This window comes from Nocardia sp. NPDC050717 (assembly GCF_040654275.1).
Taxonomy (GTDB): domain Bacteria; phylum Actinomycetota; class Actinomycetes; order Mycobacteriales; family Mycobacteriaceae; genus Nocardia.
Map to the genome: position 1 here is coordinate 1 of NZ_JBFAHR010000036.1, position 6,740 is coordinate 6,740.

Sequence of the window (6,740 nt, forward strand, 5' to 3'; positions counted from 1 at the left end):
CGCCCTCCCCTTTCGGGGGGGGTGGGGTCCCCGCCCCCCCGCCCGGCACCAAAACGGGGGGGGGCGCGCGGGGGGGGGGGCCCGCCCCCCCCCCCCCCCCCCCGGGGGGCCCCCCCCCCCCCCCCCCCCGCCGCGGGGGAGTATCGGTCGCGGGGTGTGCGCGACATCGTCTGCTCGCGTTCACCGGCGGAATCGAAAGGTACTCTCTACATCAGTCGGAATCCAGAGGGGTCGAACCTATGAGCACGAATGCAGCGGGCGCCGGTGCCACGCGTGAGGCCGCGGCCAAGCGCGTCGTCGTCGCCGAGGACGAGGCCCTCATCCGGATGGACCTCGTGGAGATGCTCAGGGAAGAGGGCTACGAGGTCGTCGGTGAAGCGGGCGACGGGCAGCAGGCGGTCGAACTGGCCGAGGAGATGCGCCCGGATCTGGTGATCATGGACGTGAAGATGCCGCGGCGCGACGGGATCGACGCCGCCGCCGAGATCGCCACCAAACGTGTTGCGCCCGTGGTGATCCTGACCGCGTTCTCCCAGCGCGACCTGGTCGAGCGGGCCCGTGACGCCGGCGCGATGGCCTACCTGGTCAAGCCGTTCACCAAGTCGGACCTGGTGCCCGCGATCGAACTGGCCGCGAGCCGTTTCCACGAAATCACCGCGCTGGAAACCGAAGTCGCGAATCTGTCGGATCGGCTCGAGACCCGCAAACTGGTGGAGCGGGCCAAGGGTGTGCTCATGCAGACCCAGGGGCTCACGGAACCGCAGGCGTTCAAATGGATTCAGCGCACCGCGATGGATCGGCGCACCACGATGAAGGCGGTCGCCGAGGTCGTGCTGGAGAATCTCACTCCGCAGTGATGCGCGCTCGGTATCGCCGTCGTTCGCGCCGAAATCCGGAAAACTTTACGTAAGCGAAACAATAAGTTGAACTACGACTGCACAACGGGGCGTCGACATGACGCGAATGTGATGCAGATCTAACACAGCGGCGATATGTTCTGACCCGGGCTGAACGTGGGTCGGCCCCCTCGGGGACCCCGGGGAGCACAGGACATAGAGGTGAGACGTGCTCAGTTCGACATGGCGCAGTCGTTCGACGCGAGGAGTTCTGGTACTCGGCGCTGCCGCGTCGTTGGTGCTGGCCGGATGTAGCGACAAGTCGTCCGACGGCGGCGGTGGCGGCAACACCGATCTCTCGATCCAGCCGGTGGTCCAGCTCGACACCCAGGGCAAGGCTGTCGCGCAGACCGACGCAGGCGCCGCCGCGGATCCCGCCGGAGACGGCAAGGCCAAGTGCGCGCCGCAGACCATCGCGATGGCGGGCCCGCTGACCGGTGGCAACTCCGCGCTCGGCATCAACATCATCAACGGCGTGAAGCTGGCGCTCGACCAGCACAACAAGGCCAACCCGGATTGCCAGGTCGCGGTCAAGCAGTTCGACACCGAGGGCAAGCCGCAGATCGCCAGCGGCGTGATCCCCTCGATCGTCAGCGATCCGAGCATCGTGGCGTTGGTCGGCCCGACCTTCTCCGGCGAGACCAAGGCCACCGGCCAGATCCTCAGCGAGGCCGGACTGCCGACGCTGACCGCCTCGGCCACCAACCCGACGCTGACCGAGAACGGCTGGAAGACCTTCTTCCGCGGCCTCGGCAACGACAACTCGCAGGGCCCGGCCGTCGCCAACTACCTGACCGGCGAGAAGGGCTTCAAGAAGATCTGCGTCGTGCAGGACAACACCGACTACGGTGCCGGTCTCGCGCAGGCGTTCATCACCGCCGCCGGCGCGGCCGCCGACCCGTCGTGCGCCGTGAGCGTCAAGGAAGGTGACAAGGACTTCTCGGCCGCGGTTTCGAAGCTGTCGGCCGCCAAGCCCGACGCGATCTTCTACGCCGGCTACTACGCGGAGGCGGCGCCGTTCGTGCAGCAGCTGCGTTCCGGTGGCGTGACCTCGGTCTTCGTCTCCGCCGACGGCAGCAACGACCCCGAGTTCGTGCGCCAGGCCGGTAGCTCGTCCAAGGACGCGCTGCTCTCCTGCCCGTGCAGCCCGGCGCCGGAGAAGTTCGCGACCGAGTACAAGGCGCTCAACGGTCAGGCGCCCGGCGTCTACTCCGTCGAGGGCTACGACCTGACGACCATCCTGCTCAAGGGCATCGACTCGGGCAAGGTCACCCGTGCCGAGCTGCTCGACTACGTCCGCAACTACGACGGCGCCGGCGTCGCCCGCCAGTACAAGTGGGGCCCCACCGGCGAACTGGCCAACATCCAGATCTGGATGTACGAGGTCAAGTAGTCCCCAGGACGTGTGAAGCGGTGCGCGTGGCCCCCGGGGCCCGCGCACCGCTCGCCTGACGCGAGAGAAACCATGACATCAGCGGCATCGCTCGGTGTGACCCTGCTGGCCGACGGGTCCATCGATTTCAACGTCTCCGGGGTGATCGACCAATTCTGGCGATTGACCGTGGACGGTCTCACCTACGGCTCGATCTACGCACTGGTCGCCGTCGGCTACACGCTGGTCTACGGCGTGCTGCGGCTGATCAATTTCGCCCACTCCGAGATCTTCATGCTCGGCATGTTCGGTACCTACGTCGGCCTCGAACTGCTCGGCTTCGCCCCGAGCGGCAACGTGTACTCCCAGGGCGTCGTGCTGACGGTGGTCTATCTCGGTATCGCGATGCTGATCGGCATGCTGGTCTCCGGCGCCGCCGCCGTCGGCCTGGAACGCGTGGCCTATCGGCCGCTGCGCAGGCGCGGCGCGAAACCCCTGGCCTTCCTGATCACCGCGATCGGCATGTCGTTCGTGATCCAGGAGTTCGTCCACTACATCCTGCCCAAGATCAAGCCGGGCCTCGGCGGCACCAACGCCCAGACCGGCATCCGGCTCGTGGAGCCGAAGGTGCAGTTCACCTTCCTCGGCGCCTCGGTGACCAACGTGGCCCTGGTGATCATCGCCGCGGCCGTCGTCCTCGCGGTCCTCACCGAGATCCTGATCAATCGCACCAAGTTCGGTCGCGCGATCCGGGCTGTCGCCCAGGATCCCGACACCGCGACGCTGATGGGCGTCTCGCGCGAGCGCGTCATCGTGCTCACCTTCCTCATCGGCGGCCTGCTCGCCGGCGCCGCCGCGATGCTCTACACCCTGCACATCCCCACCGGCATCATCTTCTCCGGTGGCTTCATCCTCGGGATCAAGGCCTTCAGCGCCGCGGTGCTCGGCGGCATCGGCAATCTGCGCGGCGCGCTGCTGGGCGGTCTGCTGCTCGGCGTGGCCGAGCAGTACGGGCAGATCCTGTTCGGCTTCGAATGGCGCGACGTGGTCGCGTTCGTCCTGTTGGTGACCGTGCTGATGTTCCGGCCGACCGGTATCCTCGGCGAGAGCCTGGGGAGGGCCCGCGCATGACCGACCTGACGAAAACCCCGGCGACACAGCCGGATCGGCGCGGCCTCGGCGACGCGCTGCGGACCTGGTGGGACGGGCTGTCCCGGCCCGCGCAATGGGCCGTCGGCATTCCGGTGATCCTCGTGCTGCTGGTGCTGCCGCTGTATCCGCCGCCGCTGCTCGACACCCCCGGCGTGAGCTTCGGCAACGTGATGGCGCTGTTCGCGATGTACGCGCTGATCGCCATCGGCCTGAACGTGGTCGTCGGCCAGGCCGGTCTGCTCGACCTCGGCTATGTCGGCTTCTACGCGGTCGGCGCCTACACCGTCGGCCTGCTGACCAGCCCGAACAGTCCGTGGAACCAGACCGACGGCGGCTGGCTGAACCCGAGCTGGGCGTGGCTGGCCTGCCTGCCGATCGCCGTCGCGCTGACGGCGATCTCCGGCCTGATCCTCGGCACCCCGACGCTGCGCCTGCGCGGCGACTACCTGGCCATCGTCACCCTGGGCTTCGGTGAGATCGTGCGCCTGATGGCCGACAATCTCACCGAACTCACCAACGGCAGCCTCGGCCTGTCCAAGATCGCCTACCCGACGGTCGCGGAGTCCGAAGCGCACCCGGGCGGAGTCTTCTCACCCGGCAACCTGGGCGACTCCGACAGCTGGAATCCGTTCGAGCGGGCCAACAACGGCACCTGGTGGTTCTGGCTGGGCACCGTGCTGGTGATCATCGTGCTGCTGATCATCGGCAACCTCGAGCGCAGCCGGGTCGGCCGCGCCTGGGTCGCGATCCGTGAGGACGAGGACGCCGCCGAGATCATGGGCGTGCCGACCTTCAAATACAAGCTGTGGGCCTTCACCATCGGCGCCTCCGTCGGCGGTCTGTCCGGCGCGATGTACGCCGGTCAGGTGACCTACGTCAATCCCAAGCAGTTCGACATCATCCTGTCGATGCTGTTCCTGTGCGCCGTCGTGCTCGGCGGCTCGGGCAACAAGCTCGGCGTGATCGTCGGCGCCTTCCTCATCGCCTACCTGCCGTTGCGGTTGCAGTCGGCGCAGCTGGTGTCGAACGAGTCGACCGGCTACGTGCTGCTGGCGATCGACATCGCGCTGCTGGTCGGGCTGTGGGTGCTGTGGCGCCTGCGGGGCCAGGCGCTGGGCGCGTGGGCGCGGCGCGTGGTGATCCTGCTCGCCGTGTTCGGCGTGGTCGCCGGGCTGCTGCTGTTCGGCAGTGTGCTGCTGTTCCGGCAGGGCGGCGCGCAGAACCTCGGCGACCTGAAGTACCTGTACTTCGGTATCGCCCTGGTGGTGATGATGATTCTGCGGCCACAGGGTCTGTTCCCCGTGCGGCAGAAGCTGCTCACCTACGGCAGACAGGTATATCAGGCCGTGCGCAAGCCGTCGGCCGAACCGATCGGAGCAGGGCGATGACCGGGCCGGGCGCGGGAGACGCGCTGTTCGACAACGAGGACATGTCGGCCGGGTACCAGCCCGTGCCGGAGGTGGAGAAGGCCGGCGACGTCGACGTCACCGCGGTGCTGCCCGAACTGGGCGACGCGGAGACCGTCGCCGAGGTCGTCGCGCCGCACCGCGAGATCGACACCGCCGTCGGCGCGCCACTGCTGCGCACCGACGGACTGACGGTGAAGTTCGGCGGCCTGACCGCGCTGGACGGGGTGAGCTTCGAGATCCGCCGCGGCGAGATCCTCGGGCTGATCGGCCCCAACGGCGCGGGCAAGACCACCTGCTTCAACGCGATCACCGGTGTCTACAAGCCCGCGGGCGGCAGCGTGCACTTCGACGGGCAGCCGCTGGCCAAGACCAAGCGCAACGAGATCACCCGGATGGGCATCGCGCGCACGTTCCAGAACGTGCGGCTGTTCGGTGAGATGACGGCGCTGGAGAACGTGGTCGTCGGCACCGACGCCAGGCACAAGACCTCGGTGCCCGGCGCGGTGTTCCGCACGGCGCGGCACCGGCGCGAGGAACGCGACGCCATCGAACGCGGCATGGCACTGCTCGAGTTCGTCGGCATCGCCCCGCGCGCGGTGGAGAAGGCCCGCAATCTCTCCTACGGTGACCAGCGCAGACTCGAGATCGCCCGCGCGCTGGCCACCGAGCCGAAGCTGCTGTGCCTGGACGAACCGGCGGCCGGATTCAACCCCAGCGAGAAGTCGGCGCTGATGGACCTGATCCGCAAGATCCGCGACGACGGCTACACCGTGCTGCTCATCGAGCACGACATGCGCCTGGTCATGGGCGTGACCGATCGGATCGTGGTACTCGAGTTCGGGCGCAAGATCGCCGACGGCCTGCCCGCCGAGGTCCGTGAGGACCCGGCGGTGATCGCGGCCTACCTCGGTGTGCCCGATGCCGACACGATCGACGCGGTGCGCGAGGAGGCAGGCGCCGCCGCGGCGGCCGAGGCGGCGCCGACGCAGGCGCCCGCCACGGTGGTCGAAGCCGCCCAGGACGAGCCCGCCGCGGCCGCCGAGCAGAAGGTGCCGTTGCTCGAAGTGCGCGACATGGTCGTGAACTACGGCCGCATCGAAGCGCTGCACGGGATCTCGCTGTCGGTCGAGCAGGGCGAGCTGGTGACGCTGCTCGGCGCCAACGGCGCGGGCAAGACCACCACCATGCGCGCCCTCTCGGGCCTCCTGCCGCTCACCTCGGGCCGGATCCTGTTCGAGGGCAAGGACATCACCGCGATGAAGGCCCACGATCGGGTGGTGCAGGGCCTGATCCAGGCGCCGGAGGGGCGCGGGGTGTTCCCCGGCATGACCGTGGCCGAGAACCTCGACATGGGCTGCTACGGCAGACCGTTCGAGCAGAAGTCGGAGTACCAGCAGACGCTGGAGTGGATCTTCGAACTGTTCCCGCGGCTGGCCGAGCGGCGCAAACAGGTCGGTGGCACGCTCTCCGGCGGTGAGCAGCAGATGCTGGCGATCGGGCGCGCCCTGATGGCACGGCCGAAGCTGCTGCTGCTCGACGAACCGTCGATGGGTCTGGCGCCCATGGTGATCCAGCAGATCTTCAAGATCATCAGCGAGATCAACCGGCAGGGCACCACGGTGCTGCTCGTGGAACAGAACGCCCAGCAGGCGCTCACCCGCAGCGATCGCGCCTACATCCTGGAGACCGGCGAGGTCACCAAGACCGGCGCGGGCGCCGCGCTGCTCACCGATCCCGCCGTCATGTCGGCCTACCTGGGTCACTGAATGGTTGGAGCGCTGGCGCGCTCGAGTCGCGGCCCCCTTGTGTCCCGTCGATCAGGCACCGTGGCTTGCTCCTGACGGGCGGGGGGAAAAAGGCGCGGGGGACGCGGCGGGCGCAGACCCCCCCCGCGCGCGCGGGCCCCCCCGC

General features: G+C 68.5%; 5 protein-coding genes and 1 pseudogene. All 6 read left to right on the forward strand.

Annotated features, from left to right (window positions below):
• The first annotated feature begins 239 nt into the window (after positions 1–239).
• The 6 genes and pseudogenes from AB0H56_RS31875 to AB0H56_RS31900 all read left to right on the forward strand — a co-directional run bounded on the left by AB0H56_RS31875 (position 240) and on the right by AB0H56_RS31900 (position 6,595).
• The gene (locus AB0H56_RS31875; protein WP_357170531.1) at positions 240–857 is read left to right on the forward strand and encodes an ANTAR domain-containing response regulator; all 618 of its coding nucleotides are present in this window, start codon (positions 240–242) and stop codon (positions 855–857) included.
• Between the two features lie 274 nt (positions 858–1,131).
• Positions 1,132–2,289 (forward strand): branched-chain amino acid ABC transporter substrate-binding protein, encoded by a 1,158-nt coding sequence (locus tag AB0H56_RS31880; protein WP_110040411.1) that lies wholly within the window; start codon positions 1,132–1,134, stop codon positions 2,287–2,289.
• Positions 2,290–2,361: 72 nt separating this feature from the next.
• Positions 2,362–3,399 carry a branched-chain amino acid ABC transporter permease gene (locus tag AB0H56_RS31885; RefSeq protein WP_110040412.1) on the forward strand — a complete coding sequence of 346 codons (1,038 nt, stop codon included), beginning with the start codon at positions 2,362–2,364 and terminating at the stop codon, positions 3,397–3,399.
• Complete coding sequence (locus AB0H56_RS31890) at positions 3,396–4,808, forward strand: branched-chain amino acid ABC transporter permease (protein WP_357170534.1); 1,413 nt, start codon at positions 3,396–3,398, stop codon at positions 4,806–4,808. The genes AB0H56_RS31885 and AB0H56_RS31890 overlap by 4 nt, the downstream gene beginning before the upstream one ends.
• Before the next feature lie 41 nt (positions 4,809–4,849).
• Positions 4,850–5,737: pseudogene (locus AB0H56_RS31895) on the forward strand (ABC transporter ATP-binding protein); the annotation flags it as partial.
• Between the two features lie 165 nt (positions 5,738–5,902).
• A complete protein-coding gene (locus AB0H56_RS31900) occupies positions 5,903–6,595 on the forward strand; it encodes an ABC transporter ATP-binding protein (protein WP_357170537.1) in 693 nt (230 codons plus the stop codon).
• Positions 6,596–6,740 lie beyond the last annotated feature (145 nt).

What these genes read in the sequence shown, in the direction of transcription:
- AB0H56_RS31900 (WP_357170537.1), top strand. Translation starts at nt 5,903, where the DNA reads ATGGTCGTGAACTACGGCCGCATCGAAGCGCTGCACGGGATCTCGCTG.
- AB0H56_RS31885 (WP_110040412.1), top strand. Translation starts at nt 2,362, where the DNA reads ATGACATCAGCGGCATCGCTCGGTGTGACCCTGCTGGCCGACGGGTCC.
- AB0H56_RS31890 (WP_357170534.1), top strand. Translation starts at nt 3,396, where the DNA reads ATGACCGACCTGACGAAAACCCCGGCGACACAGCCGGATCGGCGCGGC.
- AB0H56_RS31875 (WP_357170531.1), top strand. Translation starts at nt 240, where the DNA reads ATGAGCACGAATGCAGCGGGCGCCGGTGCCACGCGTGAGGCCGCGGCC.